The sequence below is a fragment of the Pseudomonas alkylphenolica genome (genome assembly GCF_004025535.1).
Lineage (GTDB): Bacteria > Pseudomonadota > Gammaproteobacteria > Pseudomonadales > Pseudomonadaceae > Aquipseudomonas > Aquipseudomonas alkylphenolica_A.
In genome coordinates this window covers 71,653-97,630 of sequence record NZ_QJRG01000049.1, presented here as the reverse complement: position 1 = coordinate 97,630, position 25,978 = coordinate 71,653, and the positions used below count along the sequence as shown (strand labels likewise).

The following is a 25,978-nucleotide window of genomic DNA, read 5'->3' as shown; positions in this document are numbered from 1 at the left end:
TAGTCATATCACTTTAGCTAGTGTTCGAGCTCACCGGCGCGCCATCGCACGGCCAAAAGCACCAGTGGTACATAAGCGATGATCAGACCCGATACGCCGTCCAGCCCCAGCAACAGCACACAAAGTGCTACCGGCAACAGCCACAACAGGTTGAGTGCAGCCACTGCCAGGGTGACCGGAAGATGCCTGCCGTAGTGGCGCGAAGCAAACTGGTAGGCGTGACTGCGATGGGCCTCGTAGACCTTGTCGCCGCGCACCAGACGCCGGATCAGGGTGAAGGTCGCATCGACCACAAATACCCCCAGCAAAATCAGCCAGCTCCAAAACAGCTGAGATGAATGCCAGGCGGCCTGAAGCGAAAGCCCCGCCAGCACAATCCCCAGAAAACCGCTGCCAGCATCACCCATGAAGATCTTGGCGGGAGGAAAGTTCCAGAACAGGAAACCTGCAGTAGCCCCAGCCAGCAGCAGTGGCAAGGTTGTCAGATCCGGTGCCCCTGCCAGTACCGACAGTAAGGCCATGCCCAGGCATGCCGTTATGGCTTCAACACTGGCGATTCCGTCGATCCCGTCCATGAAGTTGTAAAGGTTGAGCATCCACACGCTGTAGAAAGCCGCCACGATGTACCCAAACCAATGAAGGTTCAGCGTGTAGCCGAACACCTGCAACGGTGCCAGGCCATCCAGCCAGAAGAGCATCCAGGCCGCCGCTGCAAAGTGCCCGAGCAGTCGCCAGCGTGCCGCGATGTGACCGTGGTCGTCCATGAAGCCGATCACTGCCACCAACGCCCCCGCCCCACCGATTGCCAGAAGCGCTTGCCCTGGAACCCAGTCAAAGGCACCGAGCAGCGCCAGGCAGCCAAGGAACGTGAGGACGATCCCTACCCCACCACCACGCGGCGTCGGAACAGAGTGCGAGCTACGGGCGTTCGGAACGTCAATGATCTGCTTGTTCAATGCATAGCGTCGCAAGGCCGCTGTCAGCAACAGGGATACGCCTGCTGCCAGGGGAATCAACCACCATCCGATCATCAGTGTTGCTCTTTCAAGAAGTTGACGGCTGTCGCCCTGAGCGCCTGGTCGACACCAAGCGGGGGCGTCCAGCCCAGTAATTCACGCGTCTTGCTGATATCAACCTGCAACGATCCACACAAACGCTGGGACAGGCTGCCTAGCCCCACCATTTTCGCCCCCCCCTTGATCAGCGCCGCCGGTACCGGCAACAGTTTCGCGGGCTTACCCAGGGCGGTGCCTAGACGCCGTAGCAACTCTGTGGTCGACAGGTCTTCACCATCGCTTGCCAGAAAAGTCTGGTTTGCAGCTGCCGGGTGATTGATGCAGGCCACCAGCAGGTCTACAAGGTTATCCACAGACACCAGGCTGCGCTTGTTGTGAATTGCACCAAAGGGCAGTGGCACCCCCTTGTTGAGCCAGCTCATCATGCTGCGAAAGTTGGCTTTCACACCCGGGCCATAGACCAGCACTGGGCGAACGATCACCACTTCCAGGGAAGTTTGCGCCGCCAGATGCCTCAAGGCTTCCTCGGCTTCGTGCTTTGAGATGCCATAGGGATCCAGAGGCGCAGGCGCCTCATCAGCATCAAATGGCGGACGACCATCCGTGGTTTCACCGTTGACCTTGACCGAGCTGACAAAAACAAAACGCCGGACTCCGGCCTCTACTGCCGCACGCGCCAGACCCAGCGTACCTTCAACGTTGACCCGGCGAAATTCTGCCAGCGGATCCGCGGCGGTCTCCTGCATCACATGAACGCGTGAGGCCAGGTGAATCACCGTGTCGACACCCTCGAAATACCCAGTTGCCCGGTCGATGTCCGACAGCTCCGTGAACAGCCGGTAATCCACACCAGGCAATCGTGATTCAGGCTGCTGCCTGACCAACGCTCTTGGTGTCCATACAGGTTCTTCATCAAGCCGCTTTAGCAACGACTTGCCAACGAAGCCACTGCCCCCGGTCACTAGAATACCTTGGCACGCCTGGCGGTCATGACCCGTCATCAGCGTCTCCCCGCCGAATCCAACAGGCTGGTGAACACACTGCGGTACTGATCTGCGACTACCGACCAGCGATAACGGCGATTTGCAATTTCATGCATGCGTTCAGCCAATGCTGCACGCGCCTCAGTCCCTTCAAGCAGTGCCGTTACATGCTGGCGCAGCGAGCCGCTGTCGGCAAAATACAATGCCTGCTCTTCGGTGGTAGCCCGATTGAACGAAACATCGAAGGCAACCACGGGCAGCCCAAGCCACATAGCCTCAACAAGCGAAGGGTTGGTCCCGCCAGCACTATGACCATGCAGGTAGACGGATGCGCCACTGCGCAGCGGGCTCAATCGCTCCACCTCATAGATGGGATCAAGCAGATGGATGTTGGCATTCGCGGCATAACGCTTACGCAACTGGACGCCATAATCACTGTGATTCCAGTTGCCAATGATCACCAGTGTCATGTTGGTATCGGCAAAGGCTTCCAGAATCACATGGATATTGTTCTCCGGTTCGATTCGGCAAACCGTGAATGCGTAAGGCGCATTCAGGAATGGATACGCCTCACGCGCTTCAGCCGTAGGTTCAATTGCCTTTGCCTGGTTCCCACCATAAGCGATCAGCGTACTGTGCTTGCCGTACTCGTCCTTTACATACTCCTGCAGCACTTTATTGTCGGTGATCACGGCGTGGGCGAAACGCACCGCCACCGCCTCTGACAACCTCAGGAACCAGCGTGCAGGCTTGGACCATTTGGCACGCTTCCATTCATAACCATCGATATTTACCACGATGGGCTTACGTGTAAGCAAACGCATGAACGGCAGCGCGATGCAGCCAGAGACACCGAGCACCAGCATAAGGTCATGCTGGCGATAAGCATGCAGCATGCTCAACACATCGTAGGGGATACTCTGGATGCCATTGGCCTTGAGCTTGATGTAAACCAGACGGGCGCGCTCAAAGAATGCCGGGCGCTCCGGATAATGCGGTGCACTGCAATAAACCGTCAGTTCGCAGTCATCAGGCAGATTACGGACCAATTGTTCGGTCAGCGTCTCCCAGCCACCATACTGTGCGGGCAACCCTACCGTACCAATCACTGCGATTTTATAGCTCATCAAACACCATCACGATTTTTTTCTGAAAGTTGGCGGTGGAGAACTCACTCGCCTTCGCTCGCGCCCGCTCGGAAAGCGCCTGGCACAACTGGGAATCCTTTGACAGCCGCACGACAGTACGCACCAGCAACTCGTGATTCAAGGCATCGATCTGATACCCCTCAACGCCATCGCAGACCAGTTCGATCGGCCCTCCAACGGGGGGCACGATTGTCGGTATTCCGAAACTCATTGCCTCCAGGATCGTCAGGCCGAAGGTTTCAATCCAGCCATCGACATGTGACAAATTGAGTACCAGGCTCGCATCGCCATAAAAGCTCGCCACATTCGAGCTGGCCGGGTAAATCTCAAGATTGCACGGCACCGATCGGCTGGCGAAATACTCGTCTACTTCACGCTGGCTGGCGTTGAGCACCAGGGTGAATTTCAGCAGAGGATCCTCTGCCAGTGCAGCCGCCAACGCGACAAACTCGTTCACGCCCTTGTAAGCCTTCAGCGATGCCAGCATCAGTACATTGAATCTGCCCTTGCGTACAGGCTGATAGGCCGTTGCCATTGCTTGACGCTGGAAGGCTTCGGACAGGCCGTTATACACAGTGACAGCCGGCACACCGGCGATACCTTCCTGCACCTGCAGGTACTTCGAGACATAGATGACCTTGCTTGCACAGCAGGCAATCACGCGGCGCAAAAACGACTTGAGCGCGGCAGGTCGAATGGACGTTTCATGCACGTGGTAGACGACCTTGGCACCCCGCAGCCTGGCGGCCAGCGCGGCGCCAAAGGGCAGCATGGTATTGACAAGGACGACTGCCTCCGGCCGAACACGCCACACGAGAGCAAAAAACAGGGCCACCTGCGACCAGACATACGCCAGCAACGTCAGCCAGCGATTGTCGAATCGTTTGTAGGTAAAGGTATGGGTAGCGACATCCAGTTCGTCGAGCACGCCATGGCCACTACTGCCCACAAACAACGTACAGTCATTACCCTGTTGGCGCAGTGCGGTGATGGTCTGGTTCAACACACGAGGACTGCCACTGTAATCATTGAGCAGATGAACAAAGTACAACTTCTTCATGCCACGCCTTCTTCGACAACCCGCGACTTAATGAACTTCGCGGGTACACCACCGTAAATCGAGTTCTTTCGATAAATACCTGCAGCAACTACTGCGCCAGCAGCAAACACGCAACCATCTTCGATCACAGCCCCATCCAGAACAGTGACCTTGGCGCCAATCCAGCAGTTTTTCCCCACACGAATACCCTGGCGGCTCACGCCCTGCTGCCGTATCGGCAGGTCAGGATTATCAAAATTGTGATTTTCCGAATGAAAACTCACGAAATTGCCAATGATCGTGTCAGTGCCGATCTCGATACCGCCGGCACAACCGAGGAAGCAACCAGCGCCTAGCCCTACGTTGTCGCCAATTACCAGGCCTTTGCCAATATTGGTCAAACTGCCGGTGCACTCGATGATGATCTGCTTGTTAAGCGACACAGCCGTACCGAAGCGTATGCCCTCACATGACAGCGCATCCACAAAACAACCCTGATCGATGACCAGTCCTGGGCCGTACTCAATCTTGCCCACTTCTTTGAGGGTGACACCCGAGCCGATGAACGCGAGCTTCATGCGACGCAAACGAATCATCCCGCGGCAAGCCATCAGGAACTTCGACACGAAAAGCCCAAGGAGATAGGCCGATGAGATGCGCCGGTCGACCACGATCGAGCGACGTTTGACCAGCAGCACCAACCTTTCAAGCAAGGCATGCATCATTTGACAGCCCTCATCTGAACAAACAGTGCCTTGATGAAGGCAAGGCTACGGTACGAGAAGGCTTTGCGCACAGCTGCATAGACCAGATACAGATTGAGCAGGCCACGTTCAACCAGACCATGTGAATGGAAACTGATGCGAAGGCCATGAATCATCTCTTCAAAGCGAAACAACGCGCGCTCGGTGGTGTCTGCACTGTGTTCGGAAAGATCATGGACGATCTCCACATCCAGCACGCAAGCCTGCGGAAACTGCTTCTCATAACGAATGAAAAAGTCCGTATCGGTGGCATAGAAGCGCAGCCGCTCATCGTAGAAAGGCGTCATGCGCTCATGACACTGACGGGTAAAAATCAAACCACTATTGATGCCTAACAAGTTTCTGGAGTCAATCAATCCAGCAGGAACGGAAGGCGTCAAACGTCCCATGAACATCCGGCGTTTTCCAGGGCTCACCAGCACACCATGGCTGACCAGCTTTGGCAGGAATACACCCACATCTTCGCACTCAGGCGAATTACGCACGCGTTGAATTTGCTCCAGGCACTGTGACAGGCGAACGTTAGAGTAGTCCGTGTCGTCATCGGAGATCATGAACAGTTCGGTGCCTGCGCTGAACGCCTCCTCGGCGACTCGATTGTAGATCGCCGACAACCTGAGATTATCAGCTTCGTACCAGCGTACGTCCGCACAAGGCTGCGCAAGTCCGGGCGAGTTATTCCAGACAAACAGCTGCAGATCGATGCCTTCCTCAAGCAGTAAAGTCCTTTGCTTGAGTAGCGACTGGAGAGCGATCGAGTCCTGGCTAGACTTTTGATAGAGAACTATCAATACCGCCAGGTTCAACACGTGTTCTTTTGCTTTCACCAATGATCACCATCACAACAATCGCGAATACGTAGAGAGACACACTGTTCGTATAGGACTGAAAAAAGAACGAACTCAGGAAAAACGGGTAACTGGCGATGACGAAACTGCCCATGCCCTTCGTCCATGCACCAGCATAGGACCTTTCTCGAACGATGAAGGTCACCAACTTGTGATACCAGAGGATCATCCCGCTCATGATCAGCAGGCCGATGAACCCACAGGTAGCCAGGAGGTTGAGCCAGAAGGAGTCAAACCAGTGCGCCTGACCAGGCCCCACAGCACCAAAGCCATACCCCATCGGTTGCGACGCGAGAATCGAGAACATGTGCAGCCACTGTCGTTCTCTATCCAGCGCAGAAAGATCCTGGGTATACCCCATCGACAGGTATACGAAAACCGCAAGTGTCAGCCCCACAAACTGCACATAACCGATCAGCGAAATTAACCAGGCGGTTCGTAACAACTTGGTTAACAACAGCATCAGGCAAATACACACCAAACCGATCATCGCCGTACGAACAGAACCGATCACAATCAGCCCACACAACACCACGAACACGCCACTCAACAGCAGGCGCCGACGCAAAGGCCAGCCCCGGCCATTTAGCAATAACGCTAATGTCATGGCTGCGGTATTGAGGATCACGGCGGAAAACTCCAGTGTCCCGGTAAAGAAGCCGGAAACACGCGGATAGCCATCACGCATCGAATTGTACGGCTGCAACTCATATCCCTTGGCTTTGAGTAGCGACCAGTACCAGAACTGGTCTGGCGAAACGATCGTCAGGTACTGATACAACGCGTACAAGCCAGTTGCCAGCGTCATTGCCAAAACCGACCAATAGATCTGCTTGAGCTTGTTTTCCACCGACGCTGCCTGCGCCCAGATCGCGACCGCCATGCCAACGAAAACGGGCACAGCCAATGCCCGGAACATACGCACCGATGACTCGCTGAAATCGCCGAACAGCAGGTACAGAAAAGTGAAAAACAAGACGATCAGCAGTGATCGACCCACCGCTATATTCACTGTACCTCGTGCAGAAACACTGGCAACGGCACGCAGGCACAGCCACATGATCAGCAGCACGCTGATGAGCTCTCGCCACCCCGCAAAAGCACTGCTTAATCCCAGAGTAAGCACAGTGAAGTCACTGAAAAACAGCAGTAGAACGAGCAGGCCAATCAAAGGTTTGTGCACACTCATCCTCGCAGTCTTCTTAGCCAGAGCACAGCGACTTTGATCATGATTTTGATACGTGGCACCCAGGCGTAGGAAAGAAGCGTCCTTATTGCCAGGGCCCGATCAATCTTGCACAACGCATCAAACACATCAGTGGGGATCATGCTCGTGATCTTGCCACTCGACTTCATGAAATCGAGACTGCCTGTCCAGGGCAGCATCGCTACGAGCTCGTTTTCGCTGCATTTTCCATCGTAAACGCAAGCTAAATAACGCGCCTTCACTGACTCTACAGAATTGACCCGCACGACATCCTCAACCACTCCCGCACTCGACCGGGGGTTCTCGATACTGGCAAGCAGTTGCTCAACCGTTTCGACCTTCAGCGCGTCTGCCGGGGAATAACCTTGAATAGGCGAAACCAGACCAATGCATCGTTTGCCCTTCAGCAATTGCTCGGCGAATGCCGTACCGCCCGGTACGGGATAACTGTCGAGATAAAAATCAGCCTGCTCCGCAAACGCCAGATATTCGTTGTACGGTAGATGACGCCGAATGAAAAACCGGGTCGGATAACGGAGTTTTACCCACCACCACCAACTGTTGGTCAGGGGATTCGCACCAATGATCCAGCATTCAGCGTCAGTAAACCGCTTGAGAATTGCAATGATTGACGGGCGCATATCCAAGCCACGGTGGGGCTTGAACTTTGCTGCAGAAGCGGCACTGAATATTTTTAACTTTTCATGCGACGAAGCAGCATCAGCCGCTTTGGCGTTACCGGTTTCAATGGGAATGGCAAGAAAACTTTTTTGTGCCGTGAGGTGTTTTTTCTTGTCAACATAGTGGCCATAGGCACTGATCTCGAAATAGAAATCTGCTACCGATGCACCAAAACTGAAGACATGATCCGCATGGTTGACGAAATAAACCAGCACCTGCTTGCCGCGCTGCTGCTTCAGCAGGCCACAGGCAACAGTTGCAAGAATGTCGTCCGGGTGTATATGCAGAATGACTTTCTCATATCGGCTCAGCTCATTGAGAATGTCCTGCAGCCTTGAGCAAGGGTCATCGCCTTGCGCCACCACGACATGATCGAAAAAGCCTGACATCCGCTCGGTTACCTGCGGCTGTGATTGCCGAGTCACAAGCAGATCGACCGGCTCCCCGTGCATCTGTGCGAGGCGCTCCATCAACCGGGTATGGCCACCTTGGAGGTAGGGCTCGCTGACGACATGCACGCAGGCGTTGGAACCCCCGCCCGCAGGGGGAAGGGAGACAACTGGGGCACACTTCGCAACCAGGCAGCGCTCCAGCTCCGCCGCCTCGTAAATGTCCAGATCCACAGCCCACAGCAAAGCGCCATAGACCTGGGCCTGAGCCAAGGCCTGCGCGGGCTCCGCCTCAATGATCCGCGTGCGCAACTGCTCGACGACATCCTTCATCTCTCAGCTCCGCGCCGAACGGGCAACGATCATCGGCAATCGACGAAATACCGAAAAATACATGACTACTCCGTACAACAGGTAGTTGACGGCATAGGCCAGAGTCACTTTTTCATAACCCCACAATTGAGTCAGGTAGATCGTCAGCGCATACAACGAAAGCGTAGACAGGATTTCGGTCACCAAATACAGGCGCGTCAGTGCCTTTCCCAACATCAGGTAGGCCATCAACCAACTGGCGATCTTCAGACTGTCGCCGACCATTTGCCATGCGAACAATTCACGCATCGGAGCAAACGATTCAGAGAACAGCACATGAATAATAAAATCTCTCAGCAGGTAGATGACCAGCCCGGCCAATACCGTCAGGGGTAAAATCAACTTGTAACCCTGAATGATCTCCCGACGCAGCGCACCTGCATCAGAAAGTTCGGAAAGCCTCGGTAGGTAATACACTGCAAGGGTCGTGGTGATCAGCATCAGATAGGCTGAACTCAAACGCCACATGGCCTCCCAATAGCCAGCGTGCTCCCAGCCGAATGTGGTACCCAGGTAATCCCGGATAAAGACATGGCAAACCGGCAGTGAGCAGGCGGTGACCACCGCCATCAACGCAAACTTCGAAAGCCTGGCAAGTGCCTCTCTGTCCAGTTCACCCCAAAAATCGGCCAGGCGAAACCATTCCGTACGCATACAGATCGTCAGCGTTGCCACAAAACTCAGTGACTGGTAAACCGCGAGGGAAACAAGCGCCCCGTACAGCCCCAGCGTGATGGTCAAGGCACAGGTAACCACCAGCGAAATCAGGCTGCCAACAATATTGGCAACTACATAGCGGGCGACATCCTTTTTGCCGTTGAGCACACCCAGCAGCAGTGAGTTGAATGAAAAAAACACCAGGGTCGCGGCAAACCAGAGCAGCACAGGAGCAAGCGTCTCGTCATTGAAAAACCATCTCGCCAACGGGATGCGCAATACAATGATCAGAACCGCAAGAACGCCCGATACCAATAGCGACAACGTACCGGCTGTCCGCCAGATTTTGCGCTGTTTTTCGGGATGCTCAGCAAACTCCGCGGTGTATTTGGTGACGCCTGTACTGACCGCCCCGCTTGCCAATGTCGTGAACATTGTCACGGCATTCTGCAACTGACCGATGGCGGCGTAACCGGATGGCCCAACATAGAGGGCCAGTACTTTGTTGAGTCCTAGCAATGTTGCCATCTTGACCGCAACAGCAATGGCATTCAGCAAACTTGTTCTGATCAAAGTCATACATGGCACTCAAAGACGCTGAAAGCTGTTACAGGCGTCGATGACGTGCTGAATGGAAGACGCGCTCAAGGTTGGGTCCATTGGCAGACTCAACACTTGCTCATGCAGCAGCTCTGTCAGTGGCAATGAAAGATTGCCGAGCTGAGGATAGGCTTGCTGGCGGTGCGGCGGCACCGGGTAGTGAACAAGTGTCTGTACACCCTGTTGTGACAGATGCTGCTGCAACTGCTCTCGGCAATCACTGCGCACAACAAACAAGTGCCAGGCATGTTGGCCATCGACACCAGGCTCAGGCAACTGAATCGCAGGATTTCGAATGCCGTCCAGGTATTGCTTTGCAACAACCTGGCGCATTTTGGTCTCTTCGTCCAAAAACTGAAGTTTGACCCTGAGCACTGCCGCCTGCAGTTCATCCAGGCGACTGTTTACCCCTTGGTACATATTCATGTATTTGACATGAGAACCGTAGTTTCGTAGCGCCCGAAGGGTCTCGGCCAACGCATCGTCACTTGTGGTTATCGCACCGGCATCACCCAACGCACCGAGGTTTTTGCCAGGGTAGAAGCTGAAACCCGAGGCATCCCCCCAGGCTCCGGCGCGGCACTCGTTCAACTCCGCTCCGTGAGCCTGGGCAGAGTCCTCGAGCACAAGGAGGTCGTGCGCTTTGGCAAACGCCATGATCGCGGGCATGTCCGCGAGCCGCCCATACAAGTGAACCGGCATTATCACGCGTGATCTGGAGGTAAGCGCCTCGCGAAGGTTGTTACCTCCGAGATTGAAACTTCCCTCTTCTGGCTCCACAAGCACAGGAACCAATTTGTTTTCGGTGATCGCAAGAATAGTAGCGATATAGGTATTGGCCGGAACCAGAACCTCATCGCCCTCTGCGATACGCCCCAGAAGCTTCCAGGCGCGTAGGGTCAGGGTCAGGGCGTCCAGCCCGTTGGCAACGCCAATGCAATGTTTCACACCGCAATAGCGCGCAAATTCTGCCTCAAAGTGCTTGAGTTGCTCGCCCATGATGTACCAACCTGAATCAATAACATCAGTACAGGCATCGATCAACGCCTGTCGGTACTGCGCGTTAACACCTTGAAGATCGAGAAACTTAACCATTCCGGTCTATCACCCTGATAATTTTTGCTGGATTCCCCACAACCACTGCGTAAGCGGGGACATCCTTGGTTACCACTGCTCCGGCGCCCACCATGGCGTATTCGCCCACGACGATGCCAGGTAGCAAGGTGGCATTCGCGCCAATACTGGCGCCTTTTTCAATTGTGATGCCGCTGAAGCGATCCGGATAAATTTTGGACCGTGGCATCGGGTCATTGGTAAAGGTCGCATTGGGACCGATAAATACATCATCCGCAATACGCATGCCGTCCCACAGAAAGACACCCGACTTGACTGTTACATTGTCACCAAGCACCACATCACCCTCTATGAAAGTGTGTGCGCAAACATTGCAATTCCGCCCCAAACGCGCGCCCTGCATGATTACAGCGTATTGCCAAATGCGCGTATCTTCGCCGATCAAGTCACTCTTTACGTCAGCCGTTGAATGAATGCTTAGCATCGCATGTAAGCTCGGTAAAAGTTGAGTAATCGCGGATATAGTCCGACTCATCGTAGTGTGCGTCAGCCAATACCAGCAGAACGCAATCCGTAGTGAAATCATGCATCTCATGCCAAACCATTGGCGGAATCAGAATTCCTTTATTGGTTGCATCCAACCAATAGTCGCGCCGCGAATGCCCATCATCCATTGTCATTCGGCACCGACCCGACACACAAACGGCCAACTGGTTGAGCTCCCTGTGGGCATGGAACCCCCTGGACACACCTGGTAGCGTGTCGGTCAGATAATAGGCACGTGCTATAGAAAAAGGAACATTATCAAGAGCTTGCAGTGCAACTAACTGCCCGCGATCATCTCCCAAGACCTTGAACAGTTCAATCTGGTCGCACCCTTTTTGGGCGATTTCACCCCGAGACGTGAGGTACTGCTTGAAAGTTGGAGCAAGGTTATCCTTGTCGCTGACGATCAATCCGTCTCGCAACGGCCAGTCAATGGCCAAGTCAGGGTCATCCCAGTGAATGCTGCCTTCAGCTGCCTTGTTGTAAACATCGGTAGTCTTGTACAGAAAATGTGTGTCGTCTTCCAAAGCAATGAATCCGTGCGCGAAACCTTCCGGAATCCACAACATCCGATTGTTGCGCTCGGTCAGTTCAACCCCCACCCACTGCCCGCAGGTAGGGGACTCTGGACGAATATCGACTGCGACATCATAGGCCGCCCCTCGAACTACCCTTACAAGCTTCCCTTGAGCATGCGGCGCGTCCTGAAAATGCAAGCCACGCAGAACCCCGCGATGGGACATCGAGTGATTGTCCTGGACGAATTTAGGAGGTTTGGCTAGCCCGAGCTTGCGCAATTCGGTGTGAAAACGCGGCTCGTTGAATGTTTCTGTAAACCATCCACGATCATCCTCATACACCACAGGTTCGACTATCACTACCTCAGGAATGTTCGTCTGAACAAGCTTCATCGCCAGAGCCTTTTACATGAATACAGTTTGAGAGTCGGCTCGGACGGAGCCTCACCTTGACAGTTTTACCGCTTGGGCGGAAAAAGTCTTGTCTTAAATTTTCCAGGCAGCCTGAATTCCAGCGCCGGCTAGACGCCTTTACCTGATTTGCTCAATGCCTGATAACAGCCAATTCAGCCGCGGGCAAATGAGAATCAATTCGGGCTATGTGCAAATACTCGTGCCTTGAACAATGAATCCAATAACTCTTGCTCGACCAGCGGCATTGCTGGGCAACAAACCCAAAAACGCCACCGATCAGTGAGTTATCAACCCCTGTTCTTCCTCAAGTTTTGAAACGCGTATCGAAGGATCGCCAGAAAACAGCCGATGAAAATACCAGCGAACAAGCCAATGATAACGATAAGCGCCCGCCGTGGCTTGATGGGAGAATCAGGTTGCTCTATGGTGCCGTCAAGCCGATATACGCTTACATCACGCGTACTTTCGCTGAGCCCCTGAAAGAGTTCTTGCCTGATTTGAAGGTTTCGCAGATTGTCAATAAACGGATCATCCGTTTTACGTTGCTCCAAGTTACTGATTTCCGCCTTGAGCGCCTTGGTGCCACGCATATAGGTCAACTCACCATCCATTTTCGTTGACACTTCTCTGGAGATATCACCATTAATCAACGGTGGGTTATCCAGGCCGATCGCTTCGGCAATCCGTAGTGCCTCGCGCAAGCGCTTGATTTTGTCATCACGCAGACGCAGGCCACTCTCACGCAGATTCTCGATCTGCTGTTGCAGATTGCTGGCTCGGACTTGAGCTTCCTTCGTCACGCTCCCGATCACTTCAGCCCTGGCAGAATCACTCGCCCTACTGACATACGCGGCCGCCCATTCAGATGCAATTTCGGGATCACTATTACGAATTGCCAGGAACGCCCGACCTTGCTCGCCCGCCTCCTGCTCTACGTCCAGCGTGCTGTTAAACGCGGCATACAAAGCCCCTCGAGCCCCTTGCGGCTGTTGCAAGGAGGGCAGAAATACTTCCCGGAAAAACTGGCGGCGCAACGTCTCTCCGTCGAGATGCTGCATGAATACGTCGAATACTTTCTTGACGGTATAAGGCTCAAGCCCGGTTTCCTCATTCCGTCCGTAATTGAGCTCCGCAATGTCACTCACCGAGGGGGCAACCAGAAATACCTTGGCCTCGTAAACAGGCTTCGCCAGCATCGCATACGCAACCGCCACCGCCGTGACGACCAATGTCACCATCAAGATCAGGAGCTTTTGCTGCCATATCCCTTCGATCAGCTCTACGAGATCTACTTCCTCACTACTACTGCAGCGCTCACGATCATTGCGCATTTCTTGTGTTTTTCCTTGGGTCTGACTAAGTGCGGGGTTTCCTGGCATGCCAAGAATAAGCGAGCGCTCACGTTGATACCCCCTCAACGGCTCGCCAATGGCGTATGCGCCTAAAGCATAACGGCAATAGGCCAACATTAGCCATACAGCTAGCGTTAAAGGTAGTAGAGAGAACTGATATCGATAAGTTCCCTGGCTTGCGACCGCCAGCACGCAGTTCGTCAGATGATCATTACGGTACCGTCACCTCCAGCATCAGGCCCATTTTTTTACCTCGCAGGCAAAGCGCACGCTGCAAGGCCAACTTTGCCTTCCGCTCTCCATGCACAAGGATGATGCGCTTGGCTGGCACCTCACCTTCCACGGCAAAACTCACCAACCCCGCTTGATCCGCATGCCCCGAATACCCTGCCAGCGTCATCACCTTCGCCCGAACCTGATACCCCTCCCCGTCCAGTTCAACCTGCACAGCCCCTTGCCCGCCATCACTGGCCTGGATTTTCGCCCCCGGCGTACCTTTGGCCTGATACCCCACGAACATCACTTCATGCCGCGGATCGCCAAGCATGGCTTTGAGGTAATTTACGATCCGCCCAGCCGAACACATGCCATTCCCTGCAATGACGATTGCCGGCCGCCCGGTACTCTTGAGGTAGTTGACCACCTGCCGATGCCGGGCATGGGTATCGACACAGACAAGCTGCTTGAACCCAAGCGGATCTCTGCCAGAACTCAGTCGGGCCCTGGCCTCGTCATTCCAGTAGCTGTGCAGTTCCCGATAGGCCAGCGAGATACGCTGAGCCAAGGGTGAATCGAGAATGATGGGCAGTTGAGACCAATCGAAACCATCGTCAGGCGCGCTGTTCGGGGCACCCAGCAAGGCCTTGCGATACAGAATGTCTTCGATTTCGTACAGCAACTCCTGAGTCCGCCCAAGACTGAACGCTGGAATCATAATCGTGCCGTTATCAGCGAGGGCGCGCTCGATCGCGACCTCCAGCTGCTTGCGCCGATCACTGCGCTCGGTGTGCAGGCGGTCGCCATAGGTGCTTTCAAGCACCAGCACGTCTGCCCGATCAGGTGGCCGCACGGCACGCAGCAGGGGATTGCCAGGGGCGCCCAGATCCCCCGAGAAGACAATCCGCGTGCTGACCTCCCCAAGATCAAGATCACACTCGACATAAGCGGAGCCCAACAGGTGGCCCGCACGCTGCAGCCGAATACGACACGCCAGGCCTGGACGCTCGACGACGGCATGCCAACACCCAAAGGGTACCGACACTATCAACCCATCAAGAAAGTCGAGATAACGCGCCACCTGGGCCGGTTCACTGCTGACACTCAACTTGAAGGCGTCTTCCAGCACCAGCGGCAATAGCCTTGCCGACGGCTCGCTGCAGAGTATCGGGCCCCGAAATCCTGCCGCCAACAGCGCTGGAATACGGCCAACATGGTCGAGATGGACATGGGTGATGATCAGCGCCTGAACACCGCTGATATCAAAGCCGAGCGCACTGGAATCGGCTCCTCGCGCGGCATCAACGCCCTGTTCGAGACCACAATCGATCAACACGCTGGCAGCGAGCCCCAGGTGAAGCTGATGACAGGACCCCGTTACGCCTCGAGTTCCACCGTGGTGCGTAAGGGCAGGAAATTCCATGCTGCAGCACACTCGCCTGGGCCGAAAATGAAGTGCTCTATTACTTCATAACGATGGGTGCGCACGAAAGAAGAACCTGCCTGTTTAAAGGTAGGATGTTTCTTTAGTTACCGCTCAGTGCCGCTCGCCGGGCAGACGCCCGAATCTTGCGTTTGCTACGCAGGACGCCATAAGCACCGAGCAAAGGACCAACTGCCAGACCGACGATCAGGGCAGCAAGGACCAGCACTGCAACGGGTAGCGCGGGTGCCGACCAACCAAACAGGACCAGGGCCACAGACTGCTGATTTTCCAGCACGAAGAACAGGACCAGCACGGCAAGCAGCAGAATGAACAACGCCACGAAAGCGCGTTTGAGATTACGCATCATCGATCCCTCTGGCACTCACGTTTCAGCGTGTTCTTCTTCATTGACCCGGTCACGCAGTTCCTTGCCCGGTTTGAAATGCGGTACGAACTTGCCGTCAAGGCTGACGGACTGACCTGTCTTGGGATTGCGCCCAACCCGCGGTGCGCGGTAGTGCAAGGAGAAGCTACCGAAGCCCCGGATCTCGATCCGGTCTCCGGTCGCCAGGCACTGAGACATCTGTTCAAGCATGGTCTTGATGGCCAGCTCGACATCCTTGGATGAGAGCAGCCCTTGATGGGTGACAATACGTTCGATCAGCTCCGACTTCGTCATATTTTTCCCTTCTTTATCAAGCAGCTAGATCATTGCTTCATTGTTTTTAGCATGACCTGAGGGATTTGAACAGGCCGGTTATTGACTTAATCAAAGATTCTTGTTCCGCCCCCATCTCCAGCAAACGATATCTTTTTGCCACCACCCTTCAGAACGTCAGCCCGTACAAGGGTTACAGCGAAACCTACCCGCCAGGTCAAGGTTAAATCGCAGGCACAAAAAAGGGCGACCGAAGTCGCCCTTTTTCAATACCCAAGCAGAACTTAGTTCTGTTTGGCCATTGCCTGACGCAGCAGCGCGGCCATGGTGGTATCAGCAGCTTCCGGAGCAGTTTCTTTCAGGCTCTGGATAGCTTCTTTCTCTTCAGCGTCGTCTTTCGACTTGATGGAGAGGCTGATGACACGGCTCTTACGGTCAACGCTGATGATCTTGGCTTCGATCTCTTCGCCTTCCTTCAGGACGTTACGCGCGTCTTCAACGCGGTCACGGCTGATTTCGGAAGCTTTCAGAGTGGCTTCGATGTCGTCGGCCAGGGTGATGATAGCGCCCTTGGCGTCAACTTCTTTAACGGTACCTTTGACGATAGCGCCTTTGTCGTTGACAGCAACGTAGTTGGAGAACGGATCGTCTTCCAGTTGCTTGATGCCCAGGGAGATACGCTCACGCTCTGGATCTACCGACAGGATCACGGTGTCCAGCTCGTCGCCCTTCTTGAAGCGACGTACGGCTTCTTCGCCCACTTCGTTCCAGGAGATGTCGGACAGGTGAACCAGACCGTCGATGCCGCCGTCCAGACCAATGAAGATACCGAAATCGGTGATCGACTTGATGGTGCCGGAGATCTTGTCGCCCTTGTTGAACTGGCCAGAGAAGTCTTCCCATGGGTTGGACTTGCACTGTTTGATGCCCAAGGAGATACGACGACGCTCTTCGTCGATGTCCAGAACCATAACTTCCACTTCGTCGCCAACTTGAACGACTTTCGAAGGGTGGATGTTTTTGTTGGTCCAGTCCATTTCGGAAACGTGTACCAGGCCTTCCACGCCTTCTTCCAGCTCTGCGAAGCAGCCGTAGTCGGTCAGGTTGGTTACACGCGCCATTACGCGGGTGCTTTCTGGGTAACGAGCCTTGATAGCAACCCATGGGTCTTCACCCAGTTGCTTCAGACCCAGGGATACACGGTTACGCTCGCGATCGTATTTCAGAACCTTGACATCGATCTCGTCGCCAACGTTGACGATTTCCGATGGGTGCTTGATACGCTTCCAGGCCATGTCGGTGATGTGCAGCAAGCCATCAACGCCGCCCAGGTCAACGAATGCGCCGTAGTCGGTGAGGTTCTTGACGATACCTTTGACTTGCTGGCCTTCCTGCAGCGATTCCAGCAGAGCTTCGCGCTCGGCGCTGTTTTCGGCTTCCAGGACGCTGCGACGGGAAACGACAACGTTGTTGCGCTTCTGGTCCAGCTTGATGACCTTGAATTCCAGCTCTTTGCCTTCCAGGTGGGTGGTGTCGCGCACTGGGCGGACATCAACCAGGGAGCCCGGCAGGAACGCACGGATACCGTTAACGTCGACAGTGAAGCCGCCTTTAACCTTACCGTTGATAACGCCCTTGACCACTTCTTCGGCGGCGAAAGCTGCTTCCAGAACAATCCAGCACTCGGCGCGCTTGGCTTTTTCACGGGACAGTTTGGTTTCGCCAAAGCCGTCTTCGACCGCGTCCAGCGCAACGTGAACTTCGTCACCGACCTTGATGGTCAGCTCGCCAGCTTCGTTGTAGAACTGCTCGAGCGGGATGACGCCCTCGGACTTCAGGCCAGCGTGTACGGTAACCCAGTCGCCGTCGATGTCGACAACGATACCGGTGATGATCGCACCCGGCTGAAGATTGAGGGTTTTCAGGCTTTCTTCAAAGAGTTCTGCAAAGCTTTCGCTCATTTTAATTCCTGTAGATTAGGGCGGGACATACGCCCATCAGCCACATTCCAGACAATGTGGGTTTCGTTCATATAAAGGAAAGCCGACAGGACGTTGACTGGTGCCCCTGCCTGCTTCCCTGGTCATCAGGCGATATCGCGCAGGGCGATCTCGCTTTTGATGCGTTCCAGCACCTGCTCGATGGACAACTCCGTGGAATCCAGCTGTATCGCATCGGCCGCCGGTTTGAGCGGGGCCACTGCGCGCTGGGTATCACGCTCATCGCGCGCACGAATCTCATCTAGCAGACTCGACAGACTAACATCTTCGCCTTTTGCCTTCAACTGCAAGTAACGGCGACGCGCACGCTCTTCAGCGCTGGCGGTCAGAAAAACCTTCAACGGCGCATCAGGGAACACCACGGTGCCCATGTCACGGCCATCGGCAATCAGCCCTGGCGTTTCCTGGAATGCACGCTGGCGCTGCAACAAGGCGTCACGCACCGCCGGCAGCGAGGCAACCCGCGAAGCTCCGGCACCGACGGTTTCGGTACGGATGACGTTGCTGACATCCTCACCCTCGAGAATGATCTGCTGCAGCTTGCCCGGCTCGGCGGCAATGAACTGCACATCCAGATGAGCGGCCAGCGTGACCAGCAACTCTTCGTTGGTCAGGTCGACGCCGTGGTTGCTCGCCGCAAAGGCCAGCAAGCGATACAGCGCGCCGGAATCCAGCAGTTTCCAGCCCAGTTCACGCGCCAGCAAGCCGGCAACGGTACCCTTGCCGGAACCACTTGGACCGTCGATGGTGATGACGGGCGCATTCACGTTCACGACTTGCCCTCTTCAGCGACACGGATACCGACTTCAGCGCACAAGGCCAGGAAGTTCGGGAACGACGTGGCGACGTTGGCGCAGTCATGGATGCGAATCGGCGCGGTCGCCCGCAGCGAAGCCACACTGAAAGCCATGGCAATACGGTGGTCGCCATGCCCATGCACTTCACCGCCGCCGATCGAGCCGCCATCAATGATGATGCCGTCCAGGGTCGGCTCGCACTTCACACCCAGGGTCAGCAGGCCATCGGCCATGACCTGGATACGATCAGATTCCTTGACCCGCAGCTCTTCAGCGCCACGTAGCACGGTACGCCCTTCAGCACAGGCGGCGGCCACGAACAGCACCGGGAACTCGTCGATGGCCAGTGGCACCAGGTGCTCCGGAATCTCGATACCCTTGAGTTTAGCGCCCCGTACACGCAGGTCAGCCACCGGTTCGCCACCGACTTCACGCTGGTTTTCCAGGGTGATGTCACCGCCCATCAGCTTGAGGATGTCAATCACGCCGGTGCGGGTCGGGTTGATACCGACGTGTTCGAGCACCAGCTCAGAACCTTCGGCAATGGAGGCCGCGACCAGGAAGAAGGCTGCCGAGGAGATGTCAGCGGGCACTTCGATATGGGTTGCGGTCAGCTTGCCGCCGGACTCCAGGGACGCTGTCGGCCCCTCGACGTTCACGCTGTAGCCAAAACCACGCAGCATGCGCTCGGTATGGTCACGGGTCGGCGCAGGCTCGGTGACGGTGGTCTTGCCTTCTGCATACAGGCCCGCCAGCAGCAGGCAGGACTTCACCTGGGCACTGGCCATTGGCAGCGTGTAGGTCAGCGCCTTCAACTTGTGACCACCGCGAATGGTCATCGGTGGACGACCTTCGGCGGCAGTTTCAATGACCGCGCCCATTTCCCGCAGCGGGTTGGCGACACGGTTCATCGGGCGCTTGGACAGCGAGGCGTCGCCGGTCAGTACGGTATCGAACGGCTGCGCGGCCAGCAGGCCGGAAAGCAGGCGCATCGAAGTGCCGGAGTTACCCAGGTAGATCGGACCAGGCGGCGGCTTGAGGCCATTGAGGCCAACGCCGTGAATGGTCACGCGACCATGGTGCGGGCCTTCGATGACCACACCCATGTCGCGGAAGGCCTGCAGCGTCGCCAGGGCGTCCTCACCCTCGAGGAAGCCTTCGACTTCGGTGGTGCCTTCTGCCAGGGAGCCCAACATGATCGAGCGATGGGAGATCGATTTGTCGCCTGGTACGCGAATTCGGCCAGACAGTTGGCCACCAGGATTTGCCAGGAAAATCAGGTCGTTGGAGTTCATAGCGTCCACATAGGCCCGGCGGGCCAGGATTTTACTGAAATGCTCGCGGGCAACCCGGGCGCGAGTGAAAACGCCCAGCAATTGATGCCCATCCCCTGCATCGACCGCGTCGCGCAAGGCGTCGAGATCGCTGCGAAATGTATCCAGTGTGCGCAGAACAGCTTCGCGGTTGGCGAGAAAAATGTCGTGCCACATGACCGGGTCGCTTCCGGCGATTCTTGTGAAATCGCGGAAACCACCGGCAGCGTAACGGAAGATATCCAGGTTTTCATTGCGTTTGGCCAGGGAATCAACCAGACCAAAGGCAAGCAGGTGCGGCAAGTGGCTGGTCGCGGCCAGAACCTCGTCATGGCGTTCGACCTGCATGTGCTCGACATCGGCTTCCAGCGCACGCCAGAGCCGGTCGACCAGCGCCAGGGCGGCTGGATCGGTTTCAGCCAGCGGCGTCAGGATAACCTTGTGGCGACGGAACAGGGCCGCATTGGACGCCTCTACCCCGCTCTGCTCGGAGCCAGCAATAGGGTGGCCAGGCACAAAATACGGCAGTTGCTCGGCAAAGGCCTCGCGTGCAGCACGCACGACATTGCCCTTGGCACTGCCGACGTCGGTCAGCACCGCCGCCCCAAGGTCAAGCTGCGCCAGGCGGGCCAGGAGTTTTTCCATTGCCAGGATCGGTACGGCCAGCTGAATGACGTCCGCACCGACACAGGCAGTGGCGAGGTCGTCTTCACAGCGGTCGACGACCCCAAGCTCTACCGCCAGCTTGCGCGATTGAGGGTCAAGATCGACACCGACCACTTCGCGGCACAGGCCACTTTCCCGAAGCCCCTTGGCAAACGATCCGCCAATCAGCCCCAGCCCGACCACTACCAGACGACCGATAATCGGTTCGACCTTGCTTACCACGACTTCAACCACGGGGCAGGACCCTATTCAAATCTGCATGCATGCCACTCATCACCTCAAAGCACCGCTTTGGGGTAGGAACCCAGCACCTTCAGGGCCACGGCTTCCTGGCTGATTTTTTCCAGCACGGCCTTGATCAGCGGATCGCGGTGGTGACCGATGAAATCGATGAAGAACACGTAGGTCCATTTGCCGCTGCGCGAAGGACGCGTTTCGATGCGCGTCAGGTCGATGCCGTTCTCATGGAACGGCACCAGCAACTCGTGCAAGGCACCCGGCTTGTTGCTCATCGAGACAATGATCGAAGTCTTGTCATCGCCGGTTGGTGGCACTTCCTGGTTGCCGATCATCAAAAAGCGCGTGGAGTTGTCCGGGCGGTCTTCGATTTTCTCGGCAAGACGGGTCAAACCATAGAGGCCAGCCGCCATGTCACCGGCGATGGCCGCAGAGTTCCACTCACCCTTGACCCGCTTGGCCGCCTCGGCGTTGCTGGAAACAGCCACGCGCTCTACGTTCGGGTAATGGGCGTCCAGCCACTTGCGGCACTGGGCCAGGGACTGGGCGTGGGAGTAGATGCGGCTGATGCTGTCGGTCTTGGTGTTTTCACCCACCAGCAAATGGTGGTGAATACGCAGCTCGACTTCGCCACAGATGACCATGTCGTGCTCAAGGAAGCTGTCCAGGGTGTGGTTGACCGCACCCTCGGTGGAGTTCTCGACCGGCACTACGCCAAAATTGACGGCGCCTGCCGCCACTTCGCGGAACACCTCGTCGATGGCAGCCATCGGTTTGCTGATCACCGCGTGGCCGAAGTGCTTCATCGCCGCCGCCTGGGTGAAGGTACCCTCAGGCCCCAGGTAGGCGACCTTGAGCGGCTGCTCAAGGGCCAGGCAGGAAGACATGATTTCCCGGAACAGACGGGCCATTTCTTCGTTGCCCAACGGCCCCTGGTTGCGCTGCATAACGCGCTTGAGCACCTGAGCTTCACGCTCCGGACGGTAGAAGATCGGCTCTTCGCCGGCAGGCAATGCCGACATCTTGACCCGCGCCACTTCCTGCGCACAGCGGGCACGGTCACTGATCAGCTCGAGAATCTTCTCATCGAGGCTGTCAATGCGCACCCGCAGCGCCTTGAGTTCCTGCTCCGACATCAGCCGTGCTCCTTCTCGAATTCGGCCATGTAGGCAACCAGCGCATCCACGGCTTCCAGCCCCAGGGCGTTGTAGATCGAGGCGCGCATGCCGCCGACCGAACGGTGACCCTTGAGGTTGAGCAGGCCACGGGCGTCGGCACCGGCCAGGAAGGCCTTGTCGAGGCGCTCGTCCGCCAGACGGAACGGCACGTTCATCCACGAACGCGCGTTGACGCTGATCGGGTTGCTGTAGAAGTCACTGCTGTCGATGAAGCCGTACAGGCGGTCTTTCTTGGCGCGGTTGCGCTGCTCCATGGCCGCGACGCCGCCCTGCTCCTTGAGCCACTCGAAGACCAGGCCGGAGAGGTACCAGGAGTAGGTAGCCGGGGTGTTGTACATCGAGCCGTTGTCGGCAGCGACCTTGTAGTCAAGCATGGTCGGGCAGCTGCTGCGGGCACGACCGATCAGGTCTTCACGCACGATCACCACCACCAGGCCGCTTGGGCCGATGTTTTTCTGGGCGCCGGCGTAGATCATGCCGAAGTCGGCGACATCCACCGGGCGCGAAAGAATGTCGGAAGACATGTCGACCACCAGCGGCGCATCACCGGTTTGCGGCACCCAGTCGAACTGCAGACCACCAATGGTCTCGTTCGAGGCGTAGTGCACGTAAGCGGCACCCTTGGTCAGGTTCCACTCATTCTGGCCAGGGATGTTCAGGTAGTCGTAGGGTTTCGCACTGGCAGCGACATTGATGTTGCCGAAACGGCGGGCTTCTTCAATGGCTTTCTTCGACCAGATACCGGTTTCGATATAGTCGGCGGTGCCGCTTTCAGGCAGCAGGTTCAGCGGGATCTCGGCGAACTGCTGGCTAGCGCCGCCCTGCAGGAAAAGCACCTTGTAATTGGCGGGAACGGACAACAGGTCGCGCAGATCCTGCTCGGCCTTTTCGGCGATGGCCACGTAGTCGTCGCTACGGTGACTCATCTCCATCACGGACAAGCCTTTGCCATTCCAGTCCAGCATTTCGGCCTGGGCGCGCTGCAGGACAGCGTCAGGAAGCGCAGCAGGGCCTGCGCAGAAGTTAAAGGCTCGTTTGCTCACATCCACTCTCGCTCTGCTCTTGATGTCCGTGGAGCGGGCCGTGCGGTGTGAAAAATGACACCGCCGCGGCCACCCCACCAGGGTTACGTTACTGCGTTGCTTATTCCTGAGGTGCCTCTTCGTCGCCAGCGGCCTGAGCTTCTGGCGCTTCGCCAGCCTCACCGGCATCGGCATCGGCTTCGTAGTCTTCGTCACCTTCCTCTTCAGAAGGCTCCTGGACACGCTCCAGACCTACCAGGGTTTCATCGCTGGCCAGCTTGATCAAGGTCACACCCTGGGTGTTACGACCCAGGCTGGAGACTTCGCCGACACGGGTACGCACCAGGGTGCCCTGGTCGGAAATCAGCATGATTTCCTCGCCGTCCTGCACCTGTACCGCACCGACCAGGCGACCGTTACGCTCGTTGCTGACCATGGCGATAACGCCCTGACCGCCACGTTTGTACTCGGGGAACTCGCCGATTTCAGTACGCTTGCCATAACCACGCTCGGAAGCGGTCAGGATCTGGCTGCCCTCTTCCGGAATGATCATGGAGATCAGCTTCTGCCCTTCGGCCAGGCGCATGCCGCGCACACCGCGGGCGGTACGGCCCATGGCACGGACGTCGGATTCCTTGAAGCGGGTAACCTTGCCGGCGTCGGAGAACAGCATGACCTCACGCTCGCCATCGGTAATGGCCGCGGAAATCAGTACGTCGCCTTCGTCGAGCTCCAGCGCGATCAGACCGACGCTGCGCTGACGGCTGAAGGATTCCAGCGGGGTCTTCTTCACGGTACCGTTGGCGGTGGCCATGAAGATGAAGTGACCCTCGGTGTATTCCTCGACCGGCAACATGGTCGAAATGTACTCGCCTTCGTCCAGCGGCAGCAGGTTGACCAGCGGTCGACCGCGCGCGGCACGGGACGCTTCCGGAATTTCGTAGGTTTTCAGCCAGTACACCTTGCCCTTGCTGGAGAACAGCAGCAGCGTGGTGTGGCTGTTGGCGACCAGCAGGTGCGAAATGTAGTCCTCGTCTTTGACGCCTGTAGCCGACTTGCCTTTACCGCCGCGACGCTGTGCCTGGTAGGCCGCCAGCGGCTGGGTCTTGGCGTAGCCACCATGGGAAATGGTCACAACCCGGTCTTCTTCCGGAATCATGTCACCCAGGGTCAGGTCCAGACGCGCATCGAGAATTTCGGTACGGCGCACATCGCCGTATTCGGCGCGAATCAGCTCCAGCTCTTCGCGGATCACTTCCATCAGGCGCTCGGCGCTGTTGAGGATGCGGATCAGCTCGCCGATCTGGTTGAGGATCTCCTGGTACTCGGCCAGCAGCTTCTCGTGCTCAAGGCCGGTCAGGCGGTGCAGGCGCAAGTCCAGAATGGCCTGGGCCTGTTCCGGCGACAGGAAGTACTTGCCGTCACGCAGACCGTACTGCTCGTCGAGGTTTTCCGGACGACAGGAGTCGGCACCGGCGCGCTCGACCATGACCTGCACGGCACTGGACTCCCACGGCGTGCTGATCAGCGCTTCCTTGGCTTCCGACGGTGTCGGCGAGGCCTTGATCAGGGCGATGACCGGATCGATGTTGGACAGGGCAACGGCCTGGCCTTCAAGGATGTGACCACGCTCGCGCGCCTTGCGCAGTTCGAACACGGTACGACGGGTAACCACTTCACGACGGTGACGAACGAATGCCTCGAGCAGGTCCTTGAGGTTCAGGACACGCGGGCGGCCGTCGATCAGGGCGACGATGTTGATACCGAATACCGCTTGCAGCTGGGTCTGGGCGTAGAGGTTGTTGAGGATAACCTCCGGAACCTCGCCACGGCGCAGCTCGATGACGATACGCATGCCGTCCTTGTCGGACTCGTCGCGCAGCTCGGTAATGCCTTCGAGCTTCTTCTCTTTGACCAGCTCGGCGATTTTCTCGATCAGGCGCGCCTTGTTCAGCTGGTAAGGCAGCTCGGTGACCACGATCTGCTGGCGACCACCGACCTTGTCGATGTCTTCGACGGTGGAACGGGCACGCATATAGATGCGGCCGCGACCGGTACGGTAGGCCTCGATGATGCCCTGGCGGCCGTTGATGATGGCGGCTGTAGGGAAGTCGGGGCCCGGAATGAACTGCATCAGTTCATCGACGGTGATGTCGGCGTTGTCGATCAGTGCCAGGCAACCGTCGATGACTTCACCGAGGTTGTGCGGCGGAATGTTGGTGGCCATGCCCACGGCAATACCACTGGAACCGTTGACCAGCAGGTTGGGGATCTTGGTCGGCATGACCGCCGGGATCTGCTCGGTGCCGTCGTAGTTGGGCACCCAGTCGACGGTTTCCTTGTGCAGGTCAGCCAGCAGTTCATGGGCCAGCTTGGTCATGCGCACTTCGGTGTATCGCATGGCCGCAGCGTTGTCGCCGTCGACCGAACCGAAGTTGCCCTGACCGTCGACCAGCAGGTAGCGCAGCGAGAACGGCTGGGCCATACGGACGATGGTGTCGTACACCGCGGTATCACCGTGCGGGTGGTACTTACCGATCACGTCACCGACCACACGGGCGGATTTCTTGTACGGTTTGTTCCAGTCGTTACCCAGTTCGCTCATCGCATACAGAACGCGGCGATGCACGGGCTTCAAGCCATCACGCGCATCGGGCAGTGCACGCCCGACAATGACGCTCATCGCGTAGTCGAGGTAGGACTGTCTCAGTTCGTCTTCGATATTGACCGGGAGGATTTCTTTGGCCAGTTCGCCCATGAGAAGCCTGATTCCTTTTTCTGGTGAAACCTCGTCACATCCATATGGGACGAACGAAGCTCGCCGCTGCAAAGTGACTCCTTGCAGCGACTTACGACA

General features: G+C 56.7%; 22 protein-coding genes. All 22 read right to left on the bottom strand.

Annotated features, from left to right (window positions below; all coding sequences use genetic code 11):
* Nucleotides 1–17: 17 nt before the first annotated feature.
* Nucleotides 18–1,031, bottom strand: a complete 1,014-nt coding sequence (locus DM813_RS23960) for an MraY family glycosyltransferase (protein ID WP_128325900.1) — start codon at nt 1,029–1,031, stop codon at nt 18–20.
* Nucleotides 1,031–2,017 (bottom strand): UDP-glucose 4-epimerase family protein, encoded by a 987-nt coding sequence (locus DM813_RS23955; protein ID WP_128325899.1) that lies wholly within the window; start codon nt 2,015–2,017, stop codon nt 1,031–1,033. The genes DM813_RS23960 and DM813_RS23955 overlap by 1 nt, the downstream gene beginning before the upstream one ends.
* Nucleotides 2,017–3,126, bottom strand: coding sequence for a DUF1972 domain-containing protein (locus tag DM813_RS23950; protein ID WP_128325898.1), 1,110 nt, complete (start codon nt 3,124–3,126; stop codon nt 2,017–2,019). The genes DM813_RS23955 and DM813_RS23950 overlap by 1 nt, the downstream gene beginning before the upstream one ends.
* On the bottom strand, nt 3,116–4,207 hold the full coding sequence (locus DM813_RS23945) for a glycosyltransferase family 4 protein (RefSeq protein ID WP_128325897.1): 1,092 nt from the start codon (nt 4,205–4,207) through the stop codon (nt 3,116–3,118). The genes DM813_RS23950 and DM813_RS23945 overlap by 11 nt, the downstream gene beginning before the upstream one ends.
* The gene (locus DM813_RS23940) at nt 4,204–4,911 is read right to left on the bottom strand and encodes an acyltransferase (protein ID WP_128325896.1); all 708 of its coding nucleotides are present in this window, start codon (nt 4,909–4,911) and stop codon (nt 4,204–4,206) included. Before DM813_RS23940 ends, DM813_RS23945 begins: the two co-directional genes overlap by 4 nt.
* Complete coding sequence (locus tag DM813_RS23935) at nt 4,908–5,777, bottom strand: hypothetical protein (RefSeq protein WP_241653239.1); 870 nt, start codon at nt 5,775–5,777, stop codon at nt 4,908–4,910. Before DM813_RS23935 ends, DM813_RS23940 begins: the two co-directional genes overlap by 4 nt.
* A complete protein-coding gene (locus DM813_RS23930) occupies nt 5,716–6,987 on the bottom strand; it encodes a hypothetical protein (protein ID WP_128325895.1) in 1,272 nt (423 codons plus the stop codon). The genes DM813_RS23935 and DM813_RS23930 overlap by 62 nt, the downstream gene beginning before the upstream one ends.
* Nucleotides 6,984–8,408: a hypothetical protein gene (locus DM813_RS23925; RefSeq protein WP_128325894.1), complete on the bottom strand. Its 1,425-nt coding sequence runs from the start codon at nt 8,406–8,408 to the stop codon at nt 6,984–6,986. Before DM813_RS23925 ends, DM813_RS23930 begins: the two co-directional genes overlap by 4 nt.
* A 3-nt stretch (nt 8,409–8,411) precedes the next feature.
* Nucleotides 8,412–9,683, bottom strand: a complete 1,272-nt coding sequence (locus DM813_RS23920; RefSeq protein ID WP_128325893.1) for an O-antigen translocase — start codon at nt 9,681–9,683, stop codon at nt 8,412–8,414.
* 9 nt (nt 9,684–9,692) lie between these two features.
* The gene (locus tag DM813_RS23915; RefSeq protein ID WP_128325892.1) at nt 9,693–10,799 is read right to left on the bottom strand and encodes a DegT/DnrJ/EryC1/StrS family aminotransferase; all 1,107 of its coding nucleotides are present in this window, start codon (nt 10,797–10,799) and stop codon (nt 9,693–9,695) included.
* Nucleotides 10,792–11,262, bottom strand: a complete 471-nt coding sequence (locus tag DM813_RS23910; protein ID WP_128325891.1) for an acyltransferase — start codon at nt 11,260–11,262, stop codon at nt 10,792–10,794. The genes DM813_RS23915 and DM813_RS23910 overlap by 8 nt, the downstream gene beginning before the upstream one ends.
* Complete coding sequence (rfbC, locus tag DM813_RS28830; protein ID WP_128325890.1) at nt 11,237–12,235, bottom strand: dTDP-4-dehydrorhamnose 3,5-epimerase; 999 nt, start codon at nt 12,233–12,235, stop codon at nt 11,237–11,239. Before rfbC ends, DM813_RS23910 begins: the two co-directional genes overlap by 26 nt.
* Nucleotides 12,236–12,543: 308 nt before the next feature.
* Nucleotides 12,544–13,587 (bottom strand): LPS O-antigen chain length determinant protein WzzB, encoded by a 1,044-nt coding sequence (locus DM813_RS23900; RefSeq protein WP_128325889.1) that lies wholly within the window; start codon nt 13,585–13,587, stop codon nt 12,544–12,546.
* 232 nt (nt 13,588–13,819) lie between these two features.
* Complete coding sequence (locus DM813_RS23895) at nt 13,820–15,247, bottom strand: MBL fold metallo-hydrolase (protein ID WP_128325888.1); 1,428 nt, start codon at nt 15,245–15,247, stop codon at nt 13,820–13,822.
* Between the two features lie 103 nt (nt 15,248–15,350).
* Entirely contained in the window at nt 15,351–15,614 is a 264-nt protein-coding gene (locus DM813_RS23890) for a LapA family protein (protein ID WP_128325887.1), read from the bottom strand.
* A gap of 18 nt (nt 15,615–15,632) precedes the next feature.
* A complete protein-coding gene (ihfB, locus tag DM813_RS23885) occupies nt 15,633–15,929 on the bottom strand; it encodes an integration host factor subunit beta (protein ID WP_128325886.1) in 297 nt (98 codons plus the stop codon).
* Between the two features lie 263 nt (nt 15,930–16,192).
* Nucleotides 16,193–17,869: a 30S ribosomal protein S1 gene (gene rpsA, locus DM813_RS23880; protein WP_045180061.1), complete on the bottom strand. Its 1,677-nt coding sequence runs from the start codon at nt 17,867–17,869 to the stop codon at nt 16,193–16,195.
* A gap of 125 nt (nt 17,870–17,994) precedes the next feature.
* Complete coding sequence (cmk, locus tag DM813_RS23875; RefSeq protein WP_128325885.1) at nt 17,995–18,681, bottom strand: (d)CMP kinase; 687 nt, start codon at nt 18,679–18,681, stop codon at nt 17,995–17,997.
* The gene (locus DM813_RS23870) at nt 18,678–20,885 is read right to left on the bottom strand and encodes a bifunctional prephenate dehydrogenase/3-phosphoshikimate 1-carboxyvinyltransferase (RefSeq protein ID WP_241653247.1); all 2,208 of its coding nucleotides are present in this window, start codon (nt 20,883–20,885) and stop codon (nt 18,678–18,680) included. Before DM813_RS23870 ends, cmk begins: the two co-directional genes overlap by 4 nt.
* A gap of 77 nt (nt 20,886–20,962) precedes the next feature.
* Nucleotides 20,963–22,057 (bottom strand): prephenate dehydratase, encoded by a 1,095-nt coding sequence (pheA, locus tag DM813_RS23865; protein WP_128325883.1) that lies wholly within the window; start codon nt 22,055–22,057, stop codon nt 20,963–20,965.
* Complete coding sequence (serC, locus tag DM813_RS23860) at nt 22,057–23,142, bottom strand: 3-phosphoserine/phosphohydroxythreonine transaminase (RefSeq protein ID WP_128325882.1); 1,086 nt, start codon at nt 23,140–23,142, stop codon at nt 22,057–22,059. Before serC ends, pheA begins: the two co-directional genes overlap by 1 nt.
* A gap of 100 nt (nt 23,143–23,242) precedes the next feature.
* Nucleotides 23,243–25,879, bottom strand: a complete 2,637-nt coding sequence (gene gyrA / locus DM813_RS23855) for a DNA gyrase subunit A (RefSeq protein WP_128325881.1) — start codon at nt 25,877–25,879, stop codon at nt 23,243–23,245.
* Nucleotides 25,880–25,978 lie beyond the last annotated feature (99 nt).

Bases quoted from the DNA above. Each gene is read 5' to 3' on its own strand.
- DM813_RS23890 (WP_128325887.1), bottom strand. From the start codon at position 15,614: ATGCGTAATCTCAAACGCGCTTTCGTGGCGTTGTTCATTCTGCTGCTT.
- DM813_RS23945 (WP_128325897.1), bottom strand. From the start codon at position 4,207: ATGAAGAAGTTGTACTTTGTTCATCTGCTCAATGATTACAGTGGCAGT.
- DM813_RS23960 (WP_128325900.1), bottom strand. From the start codon at position 1,031: ATGATCGGATGGTGGTTGATTCCCCTGGCAGCAGGCGTATCCCTGTTG.
- DM813_RS23955 (WP_128325899.1), bottom strand. From the start codon at position 2,017: ATGACGGGTCATGACCGCCAGGCGTGCCAAGGTATTCTAGTGACCGGG.
- rpsA (WP_045180061.1), bottom strand. From the start codon at position 17,869: ATGAGCGAAAGCTTTGCAGAACTCTTTGAAGAAAGCCTGAAAACCCTC.
- DM813_RS23900 (WP_128325889.1), bottom strand. From the start codon at position 13,587: ATGCGCAATGATCGTGAGCGCTGCAGTAGTAGTGAGGAAGTAGATCTC.
- DM813_RS23920 (WP_128325893.1), bottom strand. From the start codon at position 9,683: ATGACTTTGATCAGAACAAGTTTGCTGAATGCCATTGCTGTTGCGGTC.
- gyrA (WP_128325881.1), bottom strand. From the start codon at position 25,879: ATGGGCGAACTGGCCAAAGAAATCCTCCCGGTCAATATCGAAGACGAA.
- DM813_RS23915 (WP_128325892.1), bottom strand. From the start codon at position 10,799: ATGGTTAAGTTTCTCGATCTTCAAGGTGTTAACGCGCAGTACCGACAG.
- DM813_RS23950 (WP_128325898.1), bottom strand. From the start codon at position 3,126: ATGAGCTATAAAATCGCAGTGATTGGTACGGTAGGGTTGCCCGCACAG.
- DM813_RS23895 (WP_128325888.1), bottom strand. From the start codon at position 15,247: ATGGAATTTCCTGCCCTTACGCACCACGGTGGAACTCGAGGCGTAACG.
- DM813_RS23925 (WP_128325894.1), bottom strand. From the start codon at position 8,408: ATGAAGGATGTCGTCGAGCAGTTGCGCACGCGGATCATTGAGGCGGAG.
- DM813_RS23940 (WP_128325896.1), bottom strand. From the start codon at position 4,911: ATGATGCATGCCTTGCTTGAAAGGTTGGTGCTGCTGGTCAAACGTCGC.
- ihfB (WP_128325886.1), bottom strand. From the start codon at position 15,929: ATGACGAAGTCGGAGCTGATCGAACGTATTGTCACCCATCAAGGGCTG.
- pheA (WP_128325883.1), bottom strand. From the start codon at position 22,057: ATGTCGGAGCAGGAACTCAAGGCGCTGCGGGTGCGCATTGACAGCCTC.
- DM813_RS23910 (WP_128325891.1), bottom strand. From the start codon at position 11,262: ATGCTAAGCATTCATTCAACGGCTGACGTAAAGAGTGACTTGATCGGC.
- DM813_RS23930 (WP_128325895.1), bottom strand. From the start codon at position 6,987: ATGAGTGTGCACAAACCTTTGATTGGCCTGCTCGTTCTACTGCTGTTT.
- rfbC (WP_128325890.1), bottom strand. From the start codon at position 12,235: ATGAAGCTTGTTCAGACGAACATTCCTGAGGTAGTGATAGTCGAACCT.